The sequence below is a fragment of the Lentzea sp. NPDC055074 genome (assembly GCF_053608005.1).
In genome coordinates this window covers 152,588-176,978 of record NZ_JBSGUQ010000013.1, presented here as the reverse complement: position 1 = coordinate 176,978, position 24,391 = coordinate 152,588, and the positions used below count along the sequence as shown (strand labels likewise).

Sequence of the window (24,391 nt, the reverse complement as noted above, 5' to 3'; positions counted from 1 at the left end):
TCAGTCCCGATCCCTGCCCAGCAGCTGCGCGAGGTCGAGCTTGCCCTCGGCGACCCGGCCCGCGACCAGGCCGAGTGCGCCGAAGACGAGCACGAGCAGGAACGCGCTGAAGCCCCCGAAGGCGGCGGCCAGGCCGAGCGCGAGCCCGGTCAGCAGGCCCAGTGCCGTGGTGCTCATGGCGTTCCCCTTCACTGCACGCGTGCGGTTTCGGGCTTCTCTTCGCCCTCGTTGTCGCTCGGGATGTGCACGTCGTTGACGTTGATGTTGACCTCGACGACCTCGAGGCCGGTGATCTGCTCGATGGCGCTGATCACGTTGGCGCGCACCGACTTCGCGAGGTCCGCGATCGGCACGCCGTACTCGACGACGAGCTCCAGGTCGACGGCGGCCTGCTTCTCGCCGACCTCGACCGACACGCCCTGGCCCGCGCTCGCGGTGGCACCGGGGATGCGGTCGCGCAGCGCGCTCAGCGCACGCGTCGCGCCGCCGCCCAGCGCGTGCACGCCCCGGATCTCCCGTGCGGCGAGGCCCGCGACCTTCTGCACCACGACGTCCGCGATGGTGGTGGAACCCTTGTCGGTCACCAGCTTTCCGCCCGCGACACCGTTCTTCTCCACAGTCTGGACGCTCATCGCTTTTCCTTCCTTCGAAGCGGTCACATCAGATGGACACGGGCTCCCGCCGAAACGTCACGACCCGTTCAGGTGATCGAAGGCACGTTTGTCCACATCGGTCACCACGATCCGCACAACGGCGTCTTCCCATTGCGTACCAAGGAGAACAGCCCGCAGCGACTCACCGGCCTCCGCGAGCGGCAGCGGCAGCCGGGTCGCCACGACCCGGACGCACACCAGCGCGTCCTCGACGTCGACGGCCAGCGCGTCGACGTCCCAGGGGGTCCACGAGCGCGCGGACTCGGGCACCGACGGCCTCAGACCGTCGATCTTCTCCAGCGCCTTCAACAACTCCGTCACGATCACCATGCGACGTCCACGATGGTGACGAGCACGGACTCCACCGCGACGCCGGTCAGTTCCGGCACGAGCGCGCGCACCGACCGTTGCACGGCACGGGCCACGGCCGCTGCCTGGTCCTGTCCCGAGATCACCACGTCCACCTCCAGCAGCGCGACGGCTCCGGACCACCGCACCCGCACGCCTTCGACCGGAGCGGGCTGCAGCCCCTTGATCTGCTGCCTCGCCATGCGCACCACGGAACTCACCAGGCCGGCCATCCCCGGCTGCACACGCACTCCGGCGACCCGTTCGGCCGCGTGCACCGCGACCGCCGCCACCGCCGGAGCGGACACGACTGTTTCGATCACTGGCTCATCCTTCGAGAACGTCGGACACGACGAGGTCCAGGCGGGCGAGCCGCACACCGATCCGTGCGGAGGCCGCGGCCAGCACCCGGCGCCGCACCTCGTCGTAGGCCAGGTGCGTGACCCGGCCCGCGGTGATCGCGATGCTCAGCTCGACCTCGATCACCGGGTCCGGCACGGTCGACTCCGGTGCCTCGACGACCCGGCACCCCCGAGCCCGCACGCCGTCGACACCGTCCGCCGCGTACCGCAGCACCGCCGCGACCGCGCGCGTGCTGACCCGAGCCAGTCCGTCGCCGGGCAGCGGCACGACGTCGGAACGTCGCACGTCCGCGCGCACGGCCGACATCACACGGCTGACCAGGTCGAACGGTGGCTCGACCTCTTCGCGGGCCATCTCGTCCGTGGCCTCGCGCAACACCAGGAGACTCTCCCGCACCGCCGCGCAGTGCGGGCACGAACGCGTGTGCTCGTCCGAGAGGTCGATCGCCTCCCAGACCTCTTCGACGTCCCGCCCACACGGCAGGACGTAGTCGGACTCGGACGTCACCGCCACGGCGCCATCACCTCCGCGAGTTGTGCCCGTGCCCGCGCGAGCCTGCCGCGCACCGACTGCTGGGTCGTGCCGATCGCCTCGGCGATCTCGTCGTAGGACCGGCCGTGGACCTCGCGCAGCACCCAGCACGCCCGCTGTTCCGGCGTGAGGCCGCGCAGTGCGGCTTGCAGCGCGTCGAGCTGCGCGTTCACCTCCACCGCGCGGTCGGGCCGGGTCCGCGGAGCCGGCGACTCGTGTTCGTCGAGCTCGGTGTCGGCGTGCGGTTTGCGCTTGCGCAGCACGTTCAGGCACTGGTTGGTGGTGGTGCGGTAGAGCCAGCCGAGGAAGGCCCCGTCGTCCTGGAGCTGGCCGAGCCGCCGCCACGCGGTCAGGAACACGTCCTGGACCGCGTCCTCGGCGTCGCCCCTGCTGCCCACGATGCGCAGCGCCAGCCGGTACATCGGCCCCTGGTAACGGCGCACGAGCTGCTCATATGCCCTCGTGTCACCGTCACGTGACCTCGCCACCAGCGTGGCATCGTCGAGTGCGGCTGCTTCGGCCACGCTCATGCGCACACCCCCGCCTACTTATTGCTTCGTCACCTGATGGACACGTTCGAACGCTGAACGTCACGCGGTTCCCTGTTTTCCCGCCCGTGACCACCCTCACCCGGTTTTCACCCGACAGTGGCGTGACGAAGGCGGGGCGACGGGTATCGAACTAGCGTCAGACGAACTTCGGCTTCAGGAGGACGAGATGTCGCTGTCGGACAAGATCGGCAACAAGGCGGAGGACCTCGGCGGCAAGGTCAAGGAGACCGCGGGCGAGGCCACCGGCGACCAGCAGCTCGCCAACGAGGGCCGCGCGGACCAGGCGAAGGCCGCCGTCAAGGACGGCGTGGAGAAGGTGAAGGACGCCGTCGGCGGAGTCGTCGACAGCGTCGCCAAGCACCTCAAGAAGTAGCGATAGAGGGTCTGACCGCGTGAAGTTAGAGGCTCTAACTCACGTGAAGCGGACTTCACTCGCGACGACGCCGTCGAGCTCGCGCACGAAGTCGGCGCCGAACGCGCTGGACGGAGTGTGCGAGCCGGGTGCCACGCCGTTGATCTTGGCGATGGCACGGAGCACGGAGTCCGCGGTGAGGCTGTAGGCGTTCGGGGTGGTGACCGCGCATTCGACCTTCGTCTGCGCGTCCCACGCCTCGCCGAACACCTCGGCCCTGGTGTTGGCGCGCTTGCGCTCGTCAGGGCCTTTCACCTTGCCGGCGACGGTCTTCGCGACGTTCTGCACGAGCGGTGTCTGCAGCACGGGCGCGAACACCTTCTGCAGCTGCCCGAGCACACCCGGCACGGTGGTGAACGTCGTGATGTTCGGGATCCCGGTCGAGCGGTAGGCGGTGCTCACGTCGCCCCACGGGATGCTGCCGACCTCGCGCGGCCCCGACCGGAAGTACGCGGTGCGCCTGCGGTGCCCGATGCGGACGCTCTTCAGGTCCCCGTTCACGCGGATCCGCCCGCCCACGGCGGCGGCCTCGACGGACGTCTTGGTCGTGCCGGCGCTCGCCCCACCCCCGACGACGAACGCGAGGTCGAGGTGCGTCGCGGACGGCAGGGCGTTCTTCAGGATCGCGGCGACGCAGTCCGTGGGCACGACATCGAACCCAGCGCCGGGCAACAGCACGATGCCCGCCTTGCGCGCATCGACGTCCCTCAGCGCGACGGTCTCGAAGACGTCGATCTCACCCGTGATGTCGAGGTAGTGCGTGCGCGTCTTGAGGCAGGCGTCGACCATCGCGGTGGACGTGTGCGCGAACGGCCCCGCACAGTGCACGACGGCGTCGACGTCCTCGAGGTGCGTCCGCGCCTGGTCCAGGTCGAACGCCCGGAACTCGAGCCCGAGGGCGGCCGCGATCGGCTCGACCTTCTCGAGCGAGCGGCCGGCGAGGATCGGCCGTTCCCCGCGCTTGACCGCGAGCTCGGCGATGAGACGTCCGGTGTAGCCGTTGGCGCCGTAGACCATCCACGTCATGCCGCGACCTTACCGACGAGTAGCCCGTCGGGAACCGACCAAAGAGCCGATCAGCAGCAGTGCGCCCAGCCCGATGACCGGCAGCCCCCAGAGCAGCCGCCGGTGCCGCAGGTCGGTGCAGATGTCCACATAGGCCGGACTGACCGCGGAGGCCGCGGGCTCGTCGAACCCGAAACCGAGGCTGTTGCCGCACGGGATCAGCGTCCCGCTCGGCGCCTCGACGGCCAGCATCACGAACAGGATCGCACCCCCGCCGAGCAAGAACGCGAGACCGACCACCACGGCGAAGGTGCGCACTGACATAGGCAAAAGGTAGGTCTCAAATGGACTTGGGGATAGCCCTGGTCAGCCGCATTGGGGTTGATCCCCTAATCCCCGGCTGAACCCTCCCGCGCCCCCATGCCGCCGAGAACGCGTAACGCTGCTCCACACGGCCGTTGCGCGGATGCGGCACAGGGTCGCCGACCTTGATCCACCCGAGCCGTTCGTAGAGCCGCACACCCCGGGCGTTGTCGGCATAGACCAGCAGCTCGGCCTTCGCGTATCCACTCTTGATCAACACTTCGGGCAGCGCCCGCAACAACGCCTCACCAACCCCCGTCCCCCACGCCCTGGGATGAACACCCACGTAGTTGATGTGGGCGACGTCCGTCTCCTGTGGACCTCCAGCGATAAAACCCACTGCCTGGTCGCCTTCCAGGGCGAGCAACAAGAGCGCGGGCTCGCGGGCGAGAGCGCTCTCAACCCCCGGCCGAGCCTCGTCGAGCGACGGCACCTCGTCGTAGCCGTCCCGCGCGGCGACCGCGTGCGCCCAGATCGACGCCGCCGCGTCGACGTCCCCAGGTCCCCCTTGAATGATCTCCACGCGCACCAGCGTGTCAGCGCCCGAGCACGACCGGTAATGATTTAAGGCTGGCCATGATGTCGTTGTGCGTGATCTCCGGCTGCTCGTCCCCCGAGTAGACGGCACGCGGGAACCGGCTCACCAGCTGCCGCAGCACCGTCTCCGTCTCCAGCCGGGCGAGCACCGACCCGAGGCAGAAGTGCGGCCCGTGCCCGAACGTCGCATGGCCGGTCGTCTCGCGATCGAGCCGGTACTCGTCAGCCTTCTCGTGCGCCCGCGGACACCGCCCGGCAGAGCCGAGGTTGATCAGCACCAGCGTGCCTTCGGGAACCGTCACACCGCCGATCTCGACCGGCTCGACGGCGATGCGATGCGTAGCGCTCCGCACCGGCGAGTTGTGACGAAGCGTCTCCTCCACGAGCCGAGGCACCAGACCGGGATCCTCAGCGGCCTTGGACCACCAGCCGTTGTCCAACGCGTCGTGCACCACGTTCGCGATGAGGCTCGCCGACGTCTCATGCCCAGCCACGACAAGAAGGAACGCCATCGCCATGAGCTCGTCGTGACTCAGCCGGTCACCCTCGTCGTCGGCCCTGGCCAACTCCCCGAACAGCGATCCGGACTCCAGCGCGTTGCCGGTGAGCAGCGAGTGAAAGTACCCGCCCAGCTCGTCGCTGGCCGGCTGCGACACCTCGGGTTCCATCGACATCATCGTCTCGATCAACGCGCGAACCCGAGCCCGATCCTCCTGCGGCAGCCCGAGCACCTCGCCGATGACGTGCAGGGGCATCGGCACCGCGAGCTCCTCGACGAGGTCGACCTCCTCACCCTCGGGAAGCCGGCCGACCAGTTCGGAGCTGATCTCCTCGATGCGCGGCGCGAGCTGCTGCACCGCCTTGCCGTTGAACGCCTTCACCGCCAACGCCCGAAGCCGGGCGTGCTGCGGGTTGTCGCTGTTGAGCATGCTCGGCCCGAACAGCCCGGCGAGGTTCTCCTGCGCACTCCCCGACTCCGCGAGCTGCCGCTTGATCTCGCGCTGCAACCGCGCACTGTCCTTGGAAAGCCGCTGATCGGCGAGCAGCTGCCGAGTCAGCTCCAACCCAACCGTCACCACCTGCATCTTCACGCCGTTGGGCAACGTAACGGCATGCAGGGGCCCCTCAGCCCGTGCGTCGTCCTCGATCCGGTGGTGGTCACGTGCGCGCAAGTCGCCGCCGGTCAACAAGTTCGACATGGCCGGTCCCGCCTCCGTTTGGATTCGACTAAGACCGTTCTACCGCCCTACTGCAGAGCGTCCAACGCCCGAATCGACTCGACGGAGGGCAACCGAGGCGGCTCTGCGGCAATGGCCTTGCGCCCCAGAACCCACTCCGGCAGGTGGTGCCGCAACGCGGCCCGCCCCTGAGCGGTGATGTCGACCGGCGCGGCCATCCCGTGGTCCAGGCGCTGCTCCCAGACGATCCAGTCCCGGGCCCGGAGGATCTCCAGGTCGTCCGCGTCCCACTGCTTCGCGGGCCGGTGCTCCAGGTACCAGCTGGTGGCGCCGCGGTGCACGCCGCCCTGTTCCGCCAGGGCGAGCAGCTTGATCTGCTCCTGCGTGACGGTGGTGGGGACGGGCTTGGCGGCCTTGGCCTTGCGCTTCACAGGTGGTCGTCCTTCAAAGACGGCTGATCCGAACATCCCCGACGAACTCGAACAAGGTACGGCACCGCAGCGGCTCGTTCCAGAACCGATCGCAGAACACTTGTCAGTTGTCAGGAAGCGATTCGACGTACCTGTCGACGGCGAATCCGTGGTCCTCGAGGCGCTGACGGGCCACACGCCGCTCGTCTTCCGAGAAAAGCACCGCGTACTTCGGCCGAAGAACGCACGCCTCGACACTGTGATCGAGTTCGCCGGCTTCCCACAGCCGCACGAACCCGTCGTGGGTGTGGGGTCCGCGCAGCAGGATCTGCGCAGCACCAACACCTCCGTGCAGTGCCACCATCTCGATGAACGCCTTGGCGCGGTACTGGATCTTGCGGACGAGGTAGCGATAGCCGGCATGCAGGTCGTCCGTGAACTCGAGAGCGAGCTGCTCGGCGTTCGGCGCTGCGCCAGTCATCACGACCACTCCCCTTCCGATGATGTCCCTATCGGGCAGGAGGATGCGCGCGTTAGCGCAGATTCAGTCCAGTTCGCGTGGACTTCTGACTTAAGGGGCGAGTAGTGCGAAGCGCTCCGAATTGACGGACTCGCTCAAGCAATCGCCGCCGAGTCGCTTCTCACGGCCGACACCGCGATTTCAGCCCACGTAAATCAACCGGGCACGAAGGACCTATCTGGTGGGCGCGACAGGGATCGAACCTGCGACCGCTCGGGCGTAAATCAGATGGCTTGCCTTCTCGACCTGCGTGTTCCCTCAGGCGGATACCCCCAGAGGTTTGCTCCGCACCAGGTCAGTCCATAATCGTTCACCGCCGTAGATGTCGCGCGATGATGTCAAGGGGGCCCAGCTACAGGGGTGAGGCTCGTTGCCCGAACTGAACACGGTGTCTACTGCAACTCGGACGCGATCGAACGGTTGCTGTAGGACATAGACGATCATCGGTTTATAGCCCGACCAGAACGTTCAGCCGGTGATTGTTCACTCCAACTGTTCCCCTACTACGTTGCCGGGCGGATCTGCAGCGTCCACGGCTTCATCATCACGGCCCTGCTTGGCCAGCAAAGTGCCCAGATTGCTCAAGGCGGTGGTATCGCCCGCGTCGATGGCACATAGGAGGTGTTCCATGGCTTCATCGTCGCGGCCCTGCCTGGCCAGCAAAGCACCCAAGTTGCCAGAAGCAATAGGATTGCCTGCGTCCGCAGCGCGACGTAGATGATCTTCGGCTTCATTGTCGCGGCCCTGCCTGGCCAGCACGGCGCCCAGGTTGCTCAAAGCGTTGGTGTCGCCCGCCTCAGCGGCGCAACGAAGATAACCAGCGGCTTCATCGTCGCGGCCCCTCTCGGCCAGCACGGCACCCAATATGCCCATGGCGTTGGTGTCTCCTGCGGCGGCGGCGCGACGAAGGTGATCCTCGGCTTCATCGTCGCGGCCCTGCCTGAGCACCACGACACCAAGGTTGCCAGAGGAAATGGTGTTGCCTGCCTCGACGGCGCGACGAAGGTGATCTTCGGCTTCATTGTCGCGGCCCTGCCTGGCCAGCAAAGCACCCAGGTTACCTAAGGCGTTGCTATCGCCCGCCTCAGCGGCCCGACGAAGATAGTCCACGGCCTCCTCATCGCGGCCCTGCCTAGCCAACGAGAGCCCCAGCTCGCCAAAGACTGTGGTGTTGCCAGCGTCAGCGGCGCGACGGAGGTAAACCGCGGCCTCCTCGTCGCGGCGCTGTCTGGCCAACAAGAGGCCCAGATTGCCATCGGCCGTCGTGCTACCTGCGTCAACAGCGCGACGGAGGTAATCTTCGGCCTCCTCGTCCCGACCCTGTTGCTTGGCCAGCATGGCACCCAGATTGCCAGCAGCAACTGCGCTACCTGCGTCAGCGGCGCGACGGAGGTAATCCGCTGCCTCCTCGTCCCAGCCCTGTTGTCTGGCCAGCAAGACGCCTAGATTGCCAGCAGCAACGGTGTCACCTGCATCGACAGCACGACGAAGATAACCTTCGGCCTCCTCGGCGCGGCCCTGCTTGGCCAGTAGGACGCCGAGCCTGCCAACAGCGACTGTGTTACCAGCGTCAACAGCCCTACGAAGGAAGTCCGCAGCCTCTCCCTCTCGGCCCTGCCTGATCAACAAATCACCCAGGATCCCAATGGCGTTGGTATCACCTGCATCAGCGGCACGCCGGAGAAAACCTTCGGCCTCCTCGACGCGGCCCAACTCGGCCAGCACGGCGCCAAGAGGGCCCGGCGCACTGGTATCCCCTGCGTCAATCGCGCGACGAAGGTAACCTTCAGCCTCTTCGGCGCGACCCTGCTTAGCCACCACAGCGCCTAGGATGGCTGTGGCTGTAGCGTTGCCTGCGTCAACGGCGCGGCGGAGGTGAGCTTCGGCCTCCTCGTCCCGATCCTGTTTGGCCAACAAGGCGCCCAGGTTGCTCAAGGCGAAAATATCGCCTGCGTCGGCTGCGCGACGGAGGTGATCTTCGGCCTCGTCTACGCGGTCCAACTTGGCCAGCAATGCCCCCAGAGCGCTTGAGGCGGCGCTGTTATTTCCTGCGTCAATGGCGCGACGAAAGAGCTGTTCAGCTGCGTCGTCGCGACCCTGCTCTGTCAACAAGATGCCGAGGTTGACCAGAGCAATGCTGTTAGCCGTGGACGCGTGTTCCCAGGCTGTTTGAGCAATATCGAACCGGTTCGCGTGGTAGGCGGCGTTGCCAATAGATAGAGCGTCGACAGCCGGGATGGTATCCAGCAACCTAGGCCACACGACATCACTAACACGTTCCGGCAGAGGAGACTGGCCGTTCTGCGCGCGGTCGAGAAGGTAGTCAGAGGCCAGGGCCGTACTCTGCGGGCGGGGCTGCAGGCAGGAACTGGCTCCCAGCACGGGCTGGTGGGTCCACCGCAGTGCTTCTGCAGCCGGGGGGAGATCGTCGCGGTGACGCCACGCTGGAGCCATGTAGTGACGATGCAGCTCACTTAGCAATGTGGTGGACACGGGTTTGTGATATCCAGCGCGGCGGCAGTCAACCGCAGCGCTGATCAATGCTTGGCCCACCATAAACAGCGGACCGTCGCCGATCGACCATCGGTCCATCATTGCCGTGCCTGCCGCCAGGTACTCCGCGAACCCTTCCGATGCCAACACCGCACGTCGCACTCGGCCGTCACGCTCACCAACTTGCTGAGCGCGTTCTCGTTCGATGACAGAGAGATCAGAGGCCACTGGGATTCGGCGCCGCCCTTGAACTTGTGCAATCAAATCGACCGCTGCCCGCTCGATCCTCGCACCTACTTCAGCGCTCTCAGCGTTCGGAGCGGTGTGGCGTGCTAGTTCTTCGTCACGCATCGTCGCTACCACGACGGTCCTGCTCGGCCCGCCGGTTGGGCACAGCCGTTGCAGCAATGCCAGGTCCAAGCCGTCCGCAGCAAGGTAGAGCTCTAGGTCATCCAGCCACACCACAGCGCCGTCCGGAACCGCTCCTGCCACAACCAACTCGCGCAAGGCCGGGCCGTCTCGAGGTATCAGCAACGGGTCGTGTTGACGCAGCCGCCGGAGCGCCTCGATCCCAGCACGCGATTTCCCCACTGCGGCACGGCCATGAAGCAATACCATCCCGCCAGCAGCGATCGCCCATTCCAGGTCTTCATCAAGATCACGTCTCACGTACGGAGGCAGATCCGAGCCGTCCTCGCTGTGAGTGTCGATGGCAGGCTTAACTCGCAACTGCAGCAGTCCAACTTGCCTGACCTCCGGCAGACGTCCGTCAACCAAGTGCAGCGCCCGCCCCACAAGCGAACTCTCTCTATCCAGGGTGGCGACTTGGCCGCGCATGACCGCGCCTGTGTCAAGGGAAACATGCGAGCTCGGCGCAAACCATCGTCGGACTGATGGGCTCATGGCCAACACGAGCGCGGCCACGGTCGCGGGCCAGCTCACGCCTTCCATCACGTTGCGCACCGCGCCGCCATCGGCGATCAGCCAATCCAACAGTCCCCACCGCGCCGATAACGCGATCACAGCAATCGACGCCACCCCAGCCAGAGCGATGCGCCACCATCGGCGTTTCACAGCACCTCCAGCGTCCAATCCCTTACCCGCCACCGTCACAGGTACGAGGACTGTCGCGAAATCGGCCCCACTCGCTACACCAACTGCCCCAGCTCCGCGCCCTGTCTGCTCTGTGCAGCGCTTCGAGTACCTTGGACAGGTTCCTCGACTCCCGGAAAAAGGATCCACTTAGGCGCGTAGCAGATGACAGCAGTAGGCTTCTAAGCTGCTGTTTCAAATTCCAGCACCCAAGACGAGCTCAGTTCGGCACTACTTCGACGCTAAGCCCCGACAACGACAGTCGCAAGAGCGGCGTCATCGTGGCGTTTGGTTCGCGGATAACGCTCGCCGTCCGGGTCGTCGACCTCGATCGAGCGGACGTGTTCGATGAGGCCAGCCGGACCGAGCTTGTCCAAGAGATCGAGGTACTCCGCCCACGAGTAGATCCTCATCTGGTCCACCGGGCGTGTGACTCCGTCCGACATGACCGCAGCCCTGCGCACGTCTCGCAGCGGGTAGGACTTGACCACAGCGTGGCGAGCCGCCTCGGGGAGCGATGGCTGATCCTCATCACGACTGGTCTTCGCAAGGGTGAGGTGCTTGGGCTCGCCTGGTCGGACGTAGACCTCGAAACCGGCGCGTTCAAGGTCCGCAGGACGGTGCAACGCGTCCGAGGAAAGTTGCTCTTCGGAAAAACGAAGACGAAGAAGTCCACTCGGTCGCTCTACCTTGGCCGCGTCTGCCTAGCCGCCTTGAGAAAGCACCGAGAGGAGACTGCGAAGCGGCAGGGAACAAAGCTCAACCCAGCACCAGGTCAGCCGAGTGACCTGATCTTTGTTACTGCGACGGGCAGGGTGATTGAGCCTCGCAACGTGAACACGATGCTGCGGCGACTACTGAAGGGAGCCGAGCTGGATCCGGCGCGCGTGCACGACCTCCGACACACAGCAGCCACGCTGCTGCTGATGGACGGAGCAACGATCAGGGAGGTGATGGAGCAGCTCGGCCATGCATCGATCTCCACCACGGCCAACATCTACGGCCACGTGCTGGACGAGGCAAAGCGCAGGCTGGCGACGCGGATGGACCGGCTCTCAGAGCCCGAATGATGTCAATCGGTGATGTCAACGGCGCCTTCGGACCAATCGGAGGCGCCGTTTGGGCTGGTGGGCGCGACAGGGATCGAACCTGCGACCGCTCGGGTGTAAACCGAGTGCTCTTCCGCTGAGCTACACGCCCCAACCCCAGCGCCGCGAAGCGCAGGGGCACACCTACATCATGCCCGAAGCGAGGCGACGGCCTTCTTCCAGCCCGACTGATCGCGAGCCTCACCCGGCCCGTTCACCTCGGCGAACCGCACCACGCCGTCCACGTCCACCAGGAACGTCCCCCGCACCGCCATCCCAGCGGCCGAGTTGAACACGCCGTAGGCCTGCGCGACGGCCCCGTGCGGCCAGAAGTCCGACAGCAGCGGGAACTGGTAGCCCTCCTGGACGGCCCACGCCTTCAGCGCGAACGGGGTGTCCACGGACACGCCCAGCACCTGGACGTTCGCGTCCGTGTACTCGGCCAGTTCGTCCCGCAGCTGGCAGAGCTCGCCACGGCAGGTGCCGCTGAACGCGAACGGGTAGAAGACCAGGAGCACGGACCGCGAGCCCCGGAACGACGACAACGTCACAGGTTGCTTGTTGTAGTCGTTCAGAGTGAAGTCCGGGGCTTGTGCACCGACCTCGACCGCCATGAAGAACCTCCGCCCGGACACAGGGACCACGGACGCGCGAACGCCCGTGGATCAACCCTATGTCAGCGCGATCTCAGCGCTTGGCCTTGGCCGACTTCGGCCACACCAGGCGGATGCCCGCCCAGTCGTCGCCCACGCTGATGTTGGAGGTCTGCGACAGGCCGGCGGTCGGGACCGCTTCGGCGACGTCCGCAGGCTCCACGTGGCCGGGGCGGCCGGTCTTCGGGGTGAGAACCCAGATCACGCCGTCCTCGGCGAGCACGCCGGTGGCCTCGAGGAGGGCGTCGACCAGGTCTCCGTCGTCCTCCCGCCACCAGAGCAGCACGACGCCCACCGTCTCGTCGGCATCCTCGTCGAGGAGGTCGCCCCCGATTCGCTCCTCGACAGCGGCACGCAAGGCGTCGTCAACGTCCTCGTCCCAGCCGAGTTCCTGGACGACCATGCCTGATTCGATCCCGAGCTTGTCGGCGACGCCGAGCTTGCCGGCGTCTTCCGCGGCGACCACGGTTTTCACTCCTCCAACTACGCAAGAGCGACAGCCCTAAGACTGCCGCCAGAGTCCGTTACTCGGGCTAGCGAACACTGTCAGCTACCTCCGGCGCAACTGTTGACCACTTGACACGCCGGAACGGGCACCCCTGTGAAGACACCTACACTGGCATGAGGCACGCTCTACATACCTCTTATCGCGCGCGCGTGAGCGACACGATCCAGAACTACCGACCGGTAGCGATGACGAAGTCGTCGCGCAAGGACAACGATAGGAACGCGTGGCACGGTTGCCGGGCCAGCGCGAAGTACCGCCAACGAAGCCGAGGAGACACCTTGAGCCCGCAGAACACCGGCCCCGAGCGGGTGCGTGTCATTCGCGACGGCCTGGCAGCGCACCTGCCGGACATCGACCCCGAAGAGACTTCGGAATGGCTCGAGTCGTTCGACGAGGTGCTCAAGGGCGGCGGCCAGCAGCGGGCGCGCTATCTGATGCTGCGTCTGCTCGAACGCGCTGGTGAGAACCACGTCGGCATGCCCTCGCTGACGAGCACCGACTACGTCAACACCATCCCCACCGAGCGGGAGCCGTGGTTCCCCGGTGACGAGGAGGTGGAGCGTCGTTACCGTGCGTGGATCCGCTGGAACGCCGCGATGACGGTGCACCGCGCCCAGCGCCCCGGCGTGGGTGTCGGTGGACACATTTCGACGTACGCGTCCAGCGCGTCGCTGTACGAGGTCGGCTTCAACCACTTCTTCCGCGGCAAGAACCACCCGGGTGGTGGCGACCAGATCTTCATCCAGGGTCACGCCTCCCCCGGTGTCTACGCCCGCGCGTTCCTCGAGGGCCGCCTGTCCGAGCACCAGCTCGACGGCTTCCGCCAGGAGTACTCGCACGCCGGTCCGGGCGGCGGCCTGCCGTCGTACCCGCACCCGCGCCTCATGCCGGACTTCTGGGAGTTCCCCACGGTCTCCATGGGCATCGGCCCGATGAACGCGATCTACCAGGCGCGGTTCAACCGCTACCTGCGCGACCGCGGCATCAAGGACACGTCCGACCAGCACGTGTGGGCGTTCCTCGGCGACGGCGAGATGGACGAGCCCGAGTCGCGCGGCCTGCTGCAGCTCGCCGCGAACGAGCAGCTCGACAACCTGACGTTCGTGGTCAACTGCAACCTGCAGCGCCTCGACGGTCCGGTGCGCGGCAACGGCAAGATCATCCAGGAGCTGGAGTCGTTCTTCCGCGGCGCCGGCTGGAACGTCATCAAGGTCGTCTGGGGCCGCGAGTGGGACGCGCTGCTGCACGCCGACCGCGACGGCGCGCTCGTCAACCTGATGAACAACACGCCGGACGGCGACTACCAGACGTACAAGGCGAACGACGGCGCGTACATCAAGGAGCACTTCTTCGGCCGCGACCCGCGGACGAAGGCGCTCGTCGACCCGATGACCGACGACGAGGTGTGGAACCTCAAGCGCGGCGGCCACGACTACCGCAAGGTCTACGCGGCCTACAAGGCGGCGACCGAGACCGTCGGCCAGCCGACCGTCATCCTCGCGAAGACGATCAAGGGCTACTCGCTCGGCAAGCACTTCGCGGCGCGCAACGCGACGCACCAGATGAAGAAGATGACCCTGGACGACCTCAAGGGCTTCCGGGACAGCCTGCGCATCCCGATCTCCGACGAGGTGCTCGAGAAGGACCCGTACCTGCCGCCGTACTACCACCCCGGGCAGGACAACCAGGAGATCCAGTACATGCTGGAGCGCCGCCGTCAGCTGGGTGGCTTCCTGCCGGAGCGCCGCACGAAGTCCAAGGCGCTCGTGCTGCCGGGCGACAAGGTCTACGAGGGCATCAAGCGCGGCTCTGGCAAGCAGGAGGTCGCCACGACGATGGCGTTCGTCCGGCTCGTCCGCGACCTCGCGAAGGACCCGGAGATCGGCCCGCGCATCGTGCCGATCATCCCGGACGAGGCACGAACGTTCGGCATGGACTCCATGTTCCCGACGCAGAAGATCTACAACCCGAACGGCCAGGCGTACACCTCGGTGGACGCCAACCTGATGCTCGCCTACAAGGAGTCCGAGCAGGGCCAGATCCTGCACGAGGGCATCAACGAGGCGGGTTCCACGGCGTCGTTCACGGCGGTCGGCACGTCCTACGCCACGCAGGGCGAGCCGATGATCCCGATCTACATCTTCTACTCGATGTTCGGTTTCCAGCGCACGGGCGACGGCCTGTGGGCGGCGGCGGACCAGATGGCGCGCGGCTTCGTGCTGGGTGCCACCGCGGGCCGCACCACGCTGACCGGTGAGGGCCTGCAGCACGCCGACGGCCACTCGATCCTGCTGGCGCACACGAACCCGGCCGTCGTCTCCTACGACCCGGCGTGGTCGTTCGAGGTGGCGCACATCGTCAAGGACGGTCTGCGCAGGATGTACGGCGAGAACGCCGAGAACATCTTCTACTACATGACGGTCTACAACGAGCCGTACGTGCAGCCGGCCGAGCCGGAGGGCCTGGACGTGGAAGGCCTCCTGCGGGGCCTCTACAAGTACCAGGACGGCCCGCAGACCGGTGGCCCGCGTGCCCAGATCCTCGGGTCCGGCGTGGGCCTCCCGTGGGCGCTCAAGGCGCAGAAGATGCTCGCCGAGGAGTGGGGCGTGTCGGCGGACGTGTGGTCCGCCACGTCCTACTCGGAGCTGCGCCGCGACGCCGTCGAGACCGACCGCCACAACCTGCTGCACGTGGACGCCGAGCCGCGCGTGCCGTACGTGACGCAGGTGCTCAAGGACGTGCAGGGCCCGGTCGTCGCCGTGTCCGACTGGGCGTCGGCGATCCCGGACCTGATCCGCCCGTACGTCCCGACCGACATGACGACCCTGGGCACGGACGGCTTCGGCTTCTCCGACACCCGCCCGGCCGCTCGCCGCCACTTCCTGGTGGACGCGGAGTCCGTCGTCGTCGCCACGCTGGCCGCACTGGCCCGGCGCGGCGAGGTCGAGCAGTCGAAGGTCGTCGAGGCGGCGCGCAAGTACCGCATCGACGACGTGCAGGCCGCTGGCCCGTCCACGGGCGACGCGGGCCTCGCGTAGTAGTCACTGGTCGTGAAAAGGGCCGCTCCGCACGGGGCGGCCCTTTTCACGCCCTCAGCGCGTACTCGGTGAACTGACCGGCGATCCGGAACCCCAGACGCCGGTAGACGGTCTCGCCGTCCTCAGAGGCCTGCAGGACGGCAATACGGCACCCTTCGGCGCGTGCGGTGCGCAACGCGGCCAACGTGATCGCACTGCCGTAGCCGCGTCGGCGGTCTCCGGCGAGGGTCGCGATGTTGTAGATCCCGGCGACTCCGGCGTGCAGGAACACCTCAGCCGTGCACACCGCACGGCCGTCCACGTACCCGACGAGGTAGCGGGCGTTGCTCGTCAACGCGTGTGGGGCGGCTTCGGCGTAGAAGCGGCGGACCGTCTCGGCGGGCGGGTCCCAGTTCGCGGCCAGCACGGTGGCGTAGGAGGCGAGTTGCTCCGCCGTGGTCACCGGGCGGACGTCCAGGGCTTCGGCGCTCGGGAGCGGCCCGTCGAGGTCGAGCCACATGCCGGTCTCCGTCTCGGACCGGTCGAGCCCCGCCGCCAGCAGCCTGTCACCCAGGCCGTTCGGGCCAGGACCGACCCACCACGAGAACGGGCGGCCGGTGGCGCGGACCGTGCGGACGGCCCCGGCCACGTCGGCGGTGGAGCGGGCCGCCGCGACGATGTTGAACGTGTCGTCGGGCAGCCCGCTGTCCGCGATGAGCAGGTCAGCCGTCTCGGTGACGGTCGCGCCGGGCAGGTGGCGGTGCAGATGGCACGCGTGCTCGGCGAGGTTGCGTTCCATCCGGTCGTGCAGGTCGTCGATCACACCGCCATCTGACCACGGTCAGCACTGCGCGACGGGCTGGGCGCTCAGCAGCGGTCCGTCGGCGCGGGCGTCCAGCAGCAACGGGACCAGGGCCCGCGCCTCCTGCTTCAGCGGCACGATCCGGTCGCCGCCGCGCAGGTACTGGGACTTGATGCCGTGCAACGCCAGTTCGTCCTGCACCTCGACGTACTGCGCGCCGGTCAGCACGTACCCGCACGGTGCGGTGACGACGTCCGACGGGTCCGGGGGCTGGTTGTCGGCGCCGCCGAAGTAGATCGGGCCCGTCCGCACCGCCCGCGAGGCCGCGTTGGCCGCCTCGATGCCCGCACGGTTGTCGCGCACGAACGACTGGGTGCCGTCCAGCGCGAGCAGGTGCGACTCGACCCGGTACGCCGGGGTGTTGTCGACGTTGGTCTCCACCAGCAGACCCATGCCGTGCTTCACCCCGCCGGTGTTGCGCAGGATGCGTTCCTGGCCGTCACCGGCCACCTGGCGGACGGGCTCGCCGGTCACCGGGTCGACGTAGATGCCGTAGACGCCGGACGTGCGCCCGGCCGCCTCGACCGAAGGCCGGACGTACGAGCGCGAGAGCGACTCGGACAGGTCGTGCACACCGTCAGCGACGTTCAGGTTGCGCGGCCACAGCCAGAGGACGTCCTTCACGTAGTAGGGCGCCGACGGGCCGAACTCGTGCAGGTCGTGGATGACGTCGGGCTGCCAGTCGCGGATGACCGACGCCATCGCGCGGGCTTCCGACGAACGCAACAGCAGGTGGTCGCGGTTGATGTCGATGCCGGCGGAGTTGCCGCGGGTGTCGGCGACGCGGCCGTCCGGGTTGGCGTTCGGCACGAAGAGGTAGGTGACGGACGACGAACGCGGCAGGGAGCGCATGCGGATCAGGCACGCCTCGCGGCCGGCAGGTTCGTCGCCGTGCTGCGAGCAGATGAAGAGAACCACCGTGCGCGCGGTGCGGGTGCCCACGCGCACGAGCTGGATCGGGCGGCCCTGAGCGGTGACGCCGATCTCCGAGACGGGGAGGCCGGTGGCGCGCAGGTAGGCCTGTTCCTCGGCCTCGGTGGTCCACTTGCCGGTGAGCTCGAATCCGGTGCGCAGAGGCGGTGCGGCCTGTGCCGGAACGGCTACCAGCGACGAGACAGCGGTCAGCAGAGCGATCAACAGTCCCCTCATAGAGGAGACTTTGCCGCCTGTGTCAACCGGCGGGCGGTGCGGTTCCAGTCCAGGAAGCCGTGGACCACCAGGCCCGCGAAGATCACGTAGACGAACGCGCTGAAGTACAGGCCCGACTGGATCTGCAGCGGCACGCCGACGGCGTCGACCACCAGCCACACCAGCCAGAACTCGACGAGCCCCAGGCCCTGCAGCGCGAAGGCGAGGATGGTGCCGATGAAGATCGCGGCGTCCGGCCACGGCGCCCACGAGGCGTCGAGCGCGTCCAGCACCAGCGCGAACGCGACCGTGCCGACGACGAACGCGGCCGCGACGGCGATGCGTTCGCGCCAGGAACCCTTGCGCACCACCACGCCGAAGACCGGGTCACGCCGGCGTGCCCAGGCGTACCAGCCGTAGACGGCGATCGCACCGACGGCGACCTGACGGGTGGCGAGGCCTCCGAGGTGCGCCGACATGTAGACCGTGAAGAGCAACGCGACCGAGACCAGCTGAACAGGCCAGGTCAAGAGTGAACGGCGCTGCGCGAGGAACACCACCGCGAGCGCCAGCACCTGCCCGACCAGCTCCGTGTACGCGATCTTCTGCCCGAAGATCGTCAGTCCCATCTCGTACCACACGGTTGTTCCCCCGCGGTTCAGTCGCAGTACACCGGTGTTTCCTACGGTCCCACCATGTCATCTTCCTTAGCACTGGCGCTCGTGCCTTTGTTCCTGACCACTCCTGTGCCGCCCGTCATCACACCGACGGTCATCACGCAGACGTTCGAGGAGCCCGCCGACGCGGACGACCCGGCCATCTGGGTGAACCCGCGCAACACCGAACGCAGTGTGGTCCTGGGCACTCTGAAGGAAGGGGGCCTGGCCGCGTTCGACCTGAACGGCCGCACGATCGGCGTCTACCCGGCACCGCTGCCGCCGACACCGGACGCCAAGCCCGGCCGCTACAACAACGTCGACGTCCTCGGCGACCTGGCGTTCGTCAGCGACCGGGGCCGTGACCGCATCCGGGTGTTCCAAGTGGACGAACACGGCGCGAAGGACGTCACGAACCCCGCCACGAAGCCGGTGTTCAGCAAGACCGAGGCGGAGGTCGACGAGCAGCGCACCGCGTACGGCCTGGCCGCCGGTCGCGTCCACGGCAAGGACGTCGTTGTGACCAGCCGCCGCAACGAGACGAGCATCGCGCTCCTGCAAGTGCGGAAGGGCAAGACCTACGACACCAAGAAGGTGTCCACTCTGGACCTTCCGAGCACCTTCACCCTGCCGAACGGCCGGCAGTGGACCGTGTGCGGTGAGCCCGGCGAGGGCCCGCAGGTCGAGGGCATGGTGATCGACGAGGAGACCAACACCCTGTACGCCGCTCAGGAGGACGTCGGCATCTGGCGCATCCCGTTGCGCTCCAACGGCTTCGGCAAGCCGCAGCTCGTCGACAAGGTCCGCACCTGGGGAGCGCCGCAGAAGTACGACCCCGAGACGGAGGAGTGCGTCGCCGACGGCCCGAACCCCGGCTTCGGCGGCAAGTGGCTCGAAGCCGACGCCGAGGGCCTCACGATCGCGGACGACGTGCTGCTCGCCTCCAGCCAGGGCGACTCGCGCTTCGTCGCCTACCGCAAGGCGGACATGAAGCCCCTCGAGGACTTCCGCGTCAAGGACGTCGAGCACTCCGACGGCGCCGACGTCGTCCTGGGCAAGCTCAACCTGCTCGTCGTCCACGACGGAGAACGCCCCGATGGCACCGGATTCGCGTTCATCAGGTTCTAGTCTGTCCCGATGGGGATCCTGGGCCTGCACGCCCTCAACCGGGCACTGATCGAACGCCAGATGCTGCGCGAGCGCGCCGACCTGAGCGCGCTCGCCACCATCGAGCACCTGTTCGGCATCCAGGCCCAGGAACCGAAGTCGCCCTACGTCGGCCTCTGGACGCGGCTCCGGGCCTTCCGGCCGCAGGAGCTCGAAACCCTCCTGACCGGCCGGGAGGCCGTCCGCATCCTGCTGATGCGCGGCACGATCCACCTGGTCAGCGCACGCGACGCGCTCGGCCTGCGCCCCCACACCCAGCTCCGGCTCGACCGCGAACTGCAGAGCGGCCCGTTCGCGGCGAGACTGCGAGGCCTCGACTTCGACGAGATCGCCGAGGCGGGCCGCAAGATCCTCGACGACACCCCGCAGGGCACCGCGGACGCCGGCAAGCAGCTCAGGGAACGCTGGCCCGACCGCGAGCACACCGTCCTCGGCAACGCGCTGCGCAACAAGCTCGCCCTCGTGCAACTGCCGCCGCGCGGCCTGTGGCACAGCAGCGGAAGGGCGATCTGCACGACCGTCGAGAACTGGCTCGGCCGGCCGCAGGAAGCCGTCAGCAAGGAAGAGGTCGTCCTGCGCTACCTGAAGGCGTTCGGCCCGGCGAGCGTCATGGACGCCCAGCAGTGGTCCGGCCTCACCAGGCTGAAGGACACCTTCGAGGCCCTGCGCCCGCGGCTCGTCACGTTCCGGAACGAGGCCGGCAAGGAGCTCTTCGACCTGCCCGACGCCCCGCGCCCCGACCCGGAGACCCCGCTCCCGGTGCGGCTCCTGCCCGAGTTCGACAACATCCTGCTCGCCCACTCCGACCGCCGCCGCGTCATCGCGGACGACCGGCTCGGCGTCGTCATCGGCGGCAAGCCCACGGTCCTCGTCGACGGCTTCGTCGTCGCAACCTGGGCGATCACCAAGGACCGCACCGTCACCGTCGACTACATCGATGCGCAGCCGAAGAGCAGGCAGAAGGCGGTCGCCGAGGAGTGCGACCGCCTTCAGGACTGGGTTCGCGCGAACTAGGCGGCGACGTCCACGTGCGCGCCGTCACCGACCACGAGCCGGTGCTGGCGCGCCGAACCGACGCGGGCCCGGCGCCCGATCAACGACGTCTCGATGCCCGAGACGTTGTGCACGGTGGCCTCGTTCAGCACGATCGAGTCGGCCACCCCGGACTCGACGATCCGGCAGTCCGCGCCGATCGACGTGTACGGACCGATGATCGACTCCTCGACCAGCGTCCCGGCGCCGATGATCGCGGGCCCGACGATGCACGACCGCACCACGCGCGCACCCTCCTCGACCACGACGTCACCGATCAGCCGCGACTCGTCGTCGACGATGCCCTGGATGTCGCCCCGCAGGCCCATGAGCAGCTCGCGGTTGCACTCCAGCACGTCCTCGACCTTCCCGGTGTCCTTCCAGAACCCCGAGTACATGCGCGCCCGCACGTCGCGTTCGTGCGTCACCAGCCACTGCAGCGCGTCCGTGATCTCGAACTCGCCGCGCCACGACGGCTCGATCGCGTCGACGGCGGTGTGGATCGCGGGCGTGAAGAAGTAGACGCCGATCATCGCGAGGTCGCTGCGCGGCTCCTGCGGGTGCTCGATCAACCGCGTCACGCGCGAGTTCTCGTCCACCTCCGCGACGCCGTAGAGCCGCGGGTCCTCGACCTTGTCCACCAGCACCTGGGCGGACGGCCGCAGCCGGGCGAACTCGTCCGCGATCTGGCCGATGCCCTCGACCAGCACGTTGTCACCCATGTACATCACGAAGTCGTCGTCACCGAGGAACGGCCGGGCGATCCGCACGCAGTGCGCGAGACCGAGCGGCTGGTCCTGCTGGATGTAGGTGATCGAGACACCGAGGTACGAGCCGTCGCCGAACAGCTCGGAGATCTCCTGCGCACCGTCACCGACGACGATGCCGATCTCGGTGATGCCGACGTCCCGCAGGTTCTCCACGACGTACTCGAGCACCGGCTTGTTCGCGATGGGGACGATCTGTCGAGGCAGCGAGTATCCGGCCGGGCGCACGCCCGCGGACAGCACAAGGGCTTTCATAGGTCCTCCACCGCGACGGAACAGTTCGGGTGGATACGAGGCTCCGTCCGGGCGGTGGACCGTCCCTGGAGAACCCCCAGAACACCAAGAAGGGGCCCTGCGCGTGATGTTTGCGCAGGGCCCCTTCTCAAAAGTCAGAACCTCTAGCTCATGGGAGTGCCAGACGGCGGCGTCTGCATGTCACCCATGCGTCCGCCCACGGTCTGGGGCATCTCCTGCGACGCGCGCGGCATCGGGGACTGGGCCTGTGCCTCGTCCTGCACGCGGGTCAGCCAGCCCTCCCAGCGCGCCTGCATCGGGCGGACCAGGCCGCCACCGACACCGATGATGACGACGCCCGCGATGGTGGCGAGGACGGCGATCAGGACCGGCATGGTCACCGAGATCGCGATGCCCAGCTGGTTGAGGGCCGCGATGACGCCGAGCGCCATCACGAAGCCGTAGGTGATGTTGCCCATGATCTTCGTGTACGAGCGCTGGCCCAGCGCACCGGTGACGAGACCCTTGAGCGCGGTGCCGATCGCCGACGCGACGATCACGAGAACCATCGCCACGACGATGCGCGGCAGGTACGCGATGACCTCGTTGAGCAGCGTGCTGACCGGGTTCGAGGCGCCGAAGACGCCGAACGCGAGCTGCAGCGCGATGAGCAGCACGAAGTAGTAGACGATCTTGGCGATGAGGCCGGAGGCGTCCATCGACGACTGGCGCATCGCGCCGTTGAGGCCCGACTTGTCGACGAGCTTCTCGAAGCCGACGCGCTTGAGCAGGAACTGGACGCCCTTGGCGAGAGCCTTGGCGATGAACCAGCCGATGACCAGGACGAGCAGGAAGCCGAGCAGCTTCGGCACGAACGTGGCGACCATCGCCCACGCCTGGCCCAGGCCCTCGGTGATTTGCGAGCCCACGGGCCCTCCAATGAACAAAAGTTGCGGTGAGTGAAGATCAGACGCGCTGATCGTTTCGCGGATCACACCGCTCCACAACTTCGACACTGCTACACGAAAGGGTGGCTGACGTGGATTTTTGTCTCAATACAGTCCAGAGTGGAACCACCGGTGGGGACCGGGGAGAGGGAAGCGCCCGCCACGCTCCGTGGCGGGCGCTTCCACATGTCCGGACCTGTCACGGCCGGGCGGAGAACCCCCGGCCGTCGAGGTAGGCCTGGATCCCCTCCGGCGACAACGTGGGGGCCGCACCTCCCTGCCCGTCCTTCGGCACGTCCGGCCGCGGGTCGCCGGCGCACTCGGAGCTGCTGCCCGGCAGAGCACCGTCGATCAGGTACCGGTTGACCTTGCCGTCGACGCACGCGTTGCCGCCGTTGTAGAGGCCGTGCTTGCCCTCGTCGGTGACGGTGATCAGGTTGTGGCCGAGCCGCTGCGCCATCGCCGGACCGCTCGCGTACTGGGTCTGCGTGTCGCCCTCGGACTGCACGACAACGCCGATCGGGTAGCCGCCGCGGGCGATCTTCACCGGCGGCTCCGGAGGCGTGAACGAGCGGAACGTGCAGGTCATGGGCGCCGCCCTGACGATGCCGAAGCCGTACGGGTAGCGCTCGCGGAACATCCGCATGTCCTCGTAGTAGACGCTGACGTCGGTCGGCCAGTCGGACTCGCAGGTGACGGTGTCGAAGACGCCCGACCGCAGCTCCTCCAGACCGGTCTTCGCGAGCACCTGACCGGCCTTGGCCCCCTCGGCGTTGGCGGGCTTCTCCCCCGACCGCAGCTTGGTCACGATCGACGCCAGATCCGACCACAGTGGACGGTAGCGGGCACCGACGCCCATGGCGCCGTCGAAGGAGGAGCGGTTGTGCTCGCCGATCGGCGTCGCGTGCACCTTCGCGGCGACCTTCTCGACCTCGGCCAGCACCTCGTCGCGGGACTTGCCGAGCCCGAACTTCTCGTTGCGCTCGCCCGCCCACGTGGCCCACGACTCGACGTCCAGCCGGTAGGCGATGGCCTGCTGGCGGAACTGCTCGTGCCAGATCCACTCGGGGTGCACGGCCGAGTCGAGCACGCTGCGGTCGAGCCGGTTCGGGAACAGGGTCCCGTACACGGCGCCCAGGTACGTGCCGTAGGAGTAGCCCAGGTAGTTGATCTTCTGCTCGCCCAGCACGGCGCGCACGACGTCCATGTCCCGCGCGGTGTTCGCGGTGCTGATGAACTGCCGGATCCCGCCGCCGGACCTCTGGCAGGCCTCCTCGGCCTCGCGCGCCTCGGCCGCCCACTTGCCGAACTCGCCGTCGGCGGGCCGCGACTCCGGCGCGGCGATCGCGGGCGCGGAGCGGCAGTTCAGCGCCGTCGAACCGCCGACGCCGCGCGGGTCGATGCCGATCACGTCGTAGACCTGGGCGAGCTCGGACCTCATCAGGAACAGCGGCAGGCCGAGCCCGGAGCCGCCGGGTCCACCCGGATTGGTGAAGAGCACACCACGGCGCCGATCGGCCGCCGCGGCCTTCTTGCGGCTGATCGTCAGGTTGATCCGGTCGCCGGCCGGCTTGGCGTGGTCGAGCGGCGCGACGAGCGTCGCGCACTCCAGCTCGGCGAGCTTCCCCTCGCACGCCGCCCACTTGACGGGTTGCGCGTGGAACTCGGCGAGCGGGTCGGGTGGATCGGCGGAGGCGGTCGCGCTCGTGGTCAGCAGAACGACGATCCCTAGGACCAGTGCCGGGTACCTGCGCAAGACGAAACCTCCACGCCGTGCCGAAAGACCTCTGCCGCCCGAAGGTATGGCCGTTCACTCGGGCACATGGGTTCTGTCACCCATCCCGGTGATGTCAGTGCGACCGCCTAAGCTGCGGGT

The 24,391-nt window shown here is 67.6% G+C and carries 26 protein-coding genes and 1 tRNA gene; 5 read left to right on the top strand and 22 right to left on the bottom strand.

Going from position 1 to position 24,391, the window contains the following annotated elements; translation table 11 throughout:
* From ACWF7A_RS27645 to ACWF7A_RS27620, 6 genes are read right to left on the bottom strand one after another with little or no spacing between them, the layout of a single operon-like run.
* Positions 1-177 (bottom strand): hypothetical protein, encoded by a 177-nt coding sequence (locus ACWF7A_RS27645; RefSeq protein ID WP_093600157.1) that lies wholly within the window; start codon positions 175-177, stop codon positions 1-3.
* Positions 178-188: 11 nt separating this feature from the next.
* A complete protein-coding gene (locus ACWF7A_RS27640) occupies positions 189-632 on the bottom strand; it encodes an Asp23/Gls24 family envelope stress response protein (RefSeq protein WP_452253397.1) in 444 nt (147 codons plus the stop codon).
* Between the two features lie 57 nt (positions 633-689).
* A complete protein-coding gene (locus ACWF7A_RS27635; RefSeq protein ID WP_452253396.1) occupies positions 690-974 on the bottom strand; it encodes a hypothetical protein in 285 nt (94 codons plus the stop codon).
* Positions 975-976: 2 nt separating this feature from the next.
* Positions 977-1,324 (bottom strand): Asp23/Gls24 family envelope stress response protein, encoded by a 348-nt coding sequence (locus tag ACWF7A_RS27630; protein ID WP_452253395.1) that lies wholly within the window; start codon positions 1,322-1,324, stop codon positions 977-979.
* A 4-nt stretch (positions 1,325-1,328) separates the two neighbouring features.
* On the bottom strand, positions 1,329-1,877 hold the full coding sequence (locus ACWF7A_RS27625) for an Asp23/Gls24 family envelope stress response protein (RefSeq protein ID WP_452253394.1): 549 nt from the start codon (positions 1,875-1,877) through the stop codon (positions 1,329-1,331).
* Positions 1,868-2,425 carry an RNA polymerase sigma factor gene (locus ACWF7A_RS27620; protein ID WP_452253393.1) on the bottom strand — a complete coding sequence of 186 codons (558 nt, stop codon included), beginning with the start codon at positions 2,423-2,425 and terminating at the stop codon, positions 1,868-1,870. The genes ACWF7A_RS27625 and ACWF7A_RS27620 overlap by 10 nt, the downstream gene beginning before the upstream one ends.
* A 187-nt stretch (positions 2,426-2,612) precedes the next feature.
* On the opposite strand from ACWF7A_RS27620, the gene ACWF7A_RS27615 reads away from it, so the two are divergent.
* Positions 2,613-2,819, top strand: coding sequence for a CsbD family protein (locus ACWF7A_RS27615; protein ID WP_089922531.1), 207 nt, complete (start codon positions 2,613-2,615; stop codon positions 2,817-2,819).
* A gap of 39 nt (positions 2,820-2,858) precedes the next feature.
* Here the strand turns inward: ACWF7A_RS27615 and ACWF7A_RS27610 are convergent, their stop codons facing one another.
* From ACWF7A_RS27610 to ACWF7A_RS27580, 7 genes are all read right to left on the bottom strand, one after another.
* Positions 2,859-3,884, bottom strand: coding sequence for a saccharopine dehydrogenase family protein (locus tag ACWF7A_RS27610; RefSeq protein WP_452253392.1), 1,026 nt, complete (start codon positions 3,882-3,884; stop codon positions 2,859-2,861).
* 9 nt (positions 3,885-3,893) lie between these two features.
* Positions 3,894-4,187 carry a hypothetical protein gene (locus tag ACWF7A_RS27605; protein ID WP_452253391.1) on the bottom strand — a complete coding sequence of 98 codons (294 nt, stop codon included), beginning with the start codon at positions 4,185-4,187 and terminating at the stop codon, positions 3,894-3,896.
* Positions 4,188-4,203: 16 nt separating this feature from the next.
* Positions 4,204-4,749: a GNAT family N-acetyltransferase gene (locus ACWF7A_RS27600; RefSeq protein ID WP_452253390.1), complete on the bottom strand. Its 546-nt coding sequence runs from the start codon at positions 4,747-4,749 to the stop codon at positions 4,204-4,206.
* A gap of 13 nt (positions 4,750-4,762) precedes the next feature.
* Positions 4,763-5,839: a cytochrome P450 gene (locus ACWF7A_RS27595; protein ID WP_452253389.1), complete on the bottom strand. Its 1,077-nt coding sequence runs from the start codon at positions 5,837-5,839 to the stop codon at positions 4,763-4,765.
* A 170-nt stretch (positions 5,840-6,009) separates the two neighbouring features.
* Positions 6,010-6,372 (bottom strand): hypothetical protein, encoded by a 363-nt coding sequence (locus ACWF7A_RS27590; protein WP_452253388.1) that lies wholly within the window; start codon positions 6,370-6,372, stop codon positions 6,010-6,012.
* 103 nt (positions 6,373-6,475) lie between these two features.
* On the bottom strand, positions 6,476-6,832 hold the full coding sequence (locus ACWF7A_RS27585; protein ID WP_452253387.1) for a hypothetical protein: 357 nt from the start codon (positions 6,830-6,832) through the stop codon (positions 6,476-6,478).
* Between the two features lie 522 nt (positions 6,833-7,354).
* Positions 7,355-10,357 (bottom strand): tetratricopeptide repeat protein, encoded by a 3,003-nt coding sequence (locus ACWF7A_RS27580; protein WP_452253386.1) that lies wholly within the window; start codon positions 10,355-10,357, stop codon positions 7,355-7,357.
* Between the two features lie 212 nt (positions 10,358-10,569).
* Between ACWF7A_RS27580 and ACWF7A_RS27575 the strand changes: the two genes are divergently transcribed.
* Complete coding sequence (locus ACWF7A_RS27575; protein ID WP_452253385.1) at positions 10,570-11,526, top strand: tyrosine-type recombinase/integrase; 957 nt, start codon at positions 10,570-10,572, stop codon at positions 11,524-11,526.
* 55 nt (positions 11,527-11,581) lie between these two features.
* On the opposite strand, the gene ACWF7A_RS27570 is transcribed toward ACWF7A_RS27575, so the two are convergent.
* The 3 genes from ACWF7A_RS27570 to ACWF7A_RS27560 all read right to left on the bottom strand — a co-directional run bounded on the left by ACWF7A_RS27570 (position 11,582) and on the right by ACWF7A_RS27560 (position 12,663).
* Positions 11,582-11,656: transfer RNA gene (locus ACWF7A_RS27570), tRNA-Val, on the bottom strand.
* Between the two features lie 37 nt (positions 11,657-11,693).
* Complete coding sequence (locus ACWF7A_RS27565; RefSeq protein WP_452253384.1) at positions 11,694-12,158, bottom strand: peroxiredoxin; 465 nt, start codon at positions 12,156-12,158, stop codon at positions 11,694-11,696.
* A gap of 73 nt (positions 12,159-12,231) precedes the next feature.
* Positions 12,232-12,663, bottom strand: coding sequence for a DUF3052 domain-containing protein (locus tag ACWF7A_RS27560; protein ID WP_452253383.1), 432 nt, complete (start codon positions 12,661-12,663; stop codon positions 12,232-12,234).
* A 320-nt stretch (positions 12,664-12,983) separates the two neighbouring features.
* Here ACWF7A_RS27560 and aceE point away from each other — a divergent pair, with 320 nt between their 5' ends.
* Positions 12,984-15,743, top strand: a complete 2,760-nt coding sequence (gene aceE / locus ACWF7A_RS27555; RefSeq protein WP_452253382.1) for a pyruvate dehydrogenase (acetyl-transferring), homodimeric type — start codon at positions 12,984-12,986, stop codon at positions 15,741-15,743.
* Positions 15,744-15,789: 46 nt separating this feature from the next.
* Here the strand turns inward: aceE and ACWF7A_RS27550 are convergent, their stop codons facing one another.
* From ACWF7A_RS27550 to pnuC, 3 genes are read right to left on the bottom strand one after another with little or no spacing between them, the layout of a single operon-like run.
* Positions 15,790-16,545, bottom strand: a complete 756-nt coding sequence (locus tag ACWF7A_RS27550; RefSeq protein ID WP_452253381.1) for a GNAT family N-acetyltransferase — start codon at positions 16,543-16,545, stop codon at positions 15,790-15,792.
* A gap of 18 nt (positions 16,546-16,563) precedes the next feature.
* Positions 16,564-17,733 (bottom strand): M14 family zinc carboxypeptidase, encoded by a 1,170-nt coding sequence (locus ACWF7A_RS27545; RefSeq protein ID WP_452253380.1) that lies wholly within the window; start codon positions 17,731-17,733, stop codon positions 16,564-16,566.
* Positions 17,730-18,341 (bottom strand): nicotinamide riboside transporter PnuC, encoded by a 612-nt coding sequence (gene pnuC / locus ACWF7A_RS27540; protein WP_452253483.1) that lies wholly within the window; start codon positions 18,339-18,341, stop codon positions 17,730-17,732. Before pnuC ends, ACWF7A_RS27545 begins: the two co-directional genes overlap by 4 nt.
* A gap of 66 nt (positions 18,342-18,407) precedes the next feature.
* On the opposite strand from pnuC, the gene ACWF7A_RS27535 reads away from it, so the two are divergent.
* Positions 18,408-19,496, top strand: a complete 1,089-nt coding sequence (locus tag ACWF7A_RS27535; RefSeq protein ID WP_452253379.1) for a phytase — start codon at positions 18,408-18,410, stop codon at positions 19,494-19,496.
* Between the two features lie 9 nt (positions 19,497-19,505).
* Positions 19,506-20,549, top strand: a complete 1,044-nt coding sequence (locus ACWF7A_RS27530; protein WP_452253378.1) for a winged helix DNA-binding domain-containing protein — start codon at positions 19,506-19,508, stop codon at positions 20,547-20,549.
* Here ACWF7A_RS27530 and ACWF7A_RS27525 read toward each other — a convergent pair.
* The 3 genes from ACWF7A_RS27525 to ACWF7A_RS27515 form a co-directional block, all read right to left on the bottom strand.
* Positions 20,546-21,589 (bottom strand): glucose-1-phosphate thymidylyltransferase, encoded by a 1,044-nt coding sequence (locus tag ACWF7A_RS27525; RefSeq protein WP_452253377.1) that lies wholly within the window; start codon positions 21,587-21,589, stop codon positions 20,546-20,548. The two genes, ACWF7A_RS27530 and ACWF7A_RS27525, sit on opposite strands and share 4 nt — an antisense overlap.
* Positions 21,590-21,732: 143 nt before the next feature.
* Positions 21,733-22,497 (bottom strand): mechanosensitive ion channel family protein, encoded by a 765-nt coding sequence (locus ACWF7A_RS27520; RefSeq protein ID WP_452253376.1) that lies wholly within the window; start codon positions 22,495-22,497, stop codon positions 21,733-21,735.
* Positions 22,498-22,714: 217 nt separating this feature from the next.
* Positions 22,715-24,271 (bottom strand): alpha/beta hydrolase, encoded by a 1,557-nt coding sequence (locus tag ACWF7A_RS27515; RefSeq protein ID WP_452253375.1) that lies wholly within the window; start codon positions 24,269-24,271, stop codon positions 22,715-22,717.
* Between the last annotated feature and the right edge of the window lie 120 nt (positions 24,272-24,391).